This window comes from Gordonia gummivorans (genome assembly GCF_022513585.1).
Taxonomy (GTDB): domain Bacteria; phylum Actinomycetota; class Actinomycetes; order Mycobacteriales; family Mycobacteriaceae; genus Gordonia.
This window is the reverse complement of record NZ_JAKWBF010000110.1, coordinates 1-257: the sequence shown is the minus strand read 5'-3', so window position 1 is coordinate 257 and position 257 is coordinate 1. Positions and strand designations below refer to the sequence as shown.

Sequence of the window (257 nt, the reverse complement as noted above, 5' to 3'; positions counted from 1 at the left end):
GAATCGGCAAATCACCAATCAACATCGACGGATCAGCGGTCACCAACTCCAGGACGCCGACCAGTCCATCCAGCAGGCGACGTACTCGTGGCTCGTCGAAAAGATCAGCGGCATAAGTCAATTCGAGCTGCCAGTCTTGGCCCTCTCCGCCGGACAGCACCGACAGGTACAGGTCCAACTGGGCAGCAACAACACCTGGGTCGACCGGGGCGATCTCCAGGCCCGCCACCGAAACACCCTCGCCCGCACCGGCACCG

The 257-nt window shown here is 62.3% G+C and carries 1 protein-coding gene; it reads right to left on the bottom strand.

The window, feature by feature from the left end; genetic code table 11:
• Window positions 1–229: hypothetical protein (locus MKW15_RS24335; RefSeq protein WP_240862985.1), on the bottom strand; the 229-nt coding region annotated here is incomplete at its 3' end.
• Window positions 230–257 lie beyond the last annotated feature (28 nt).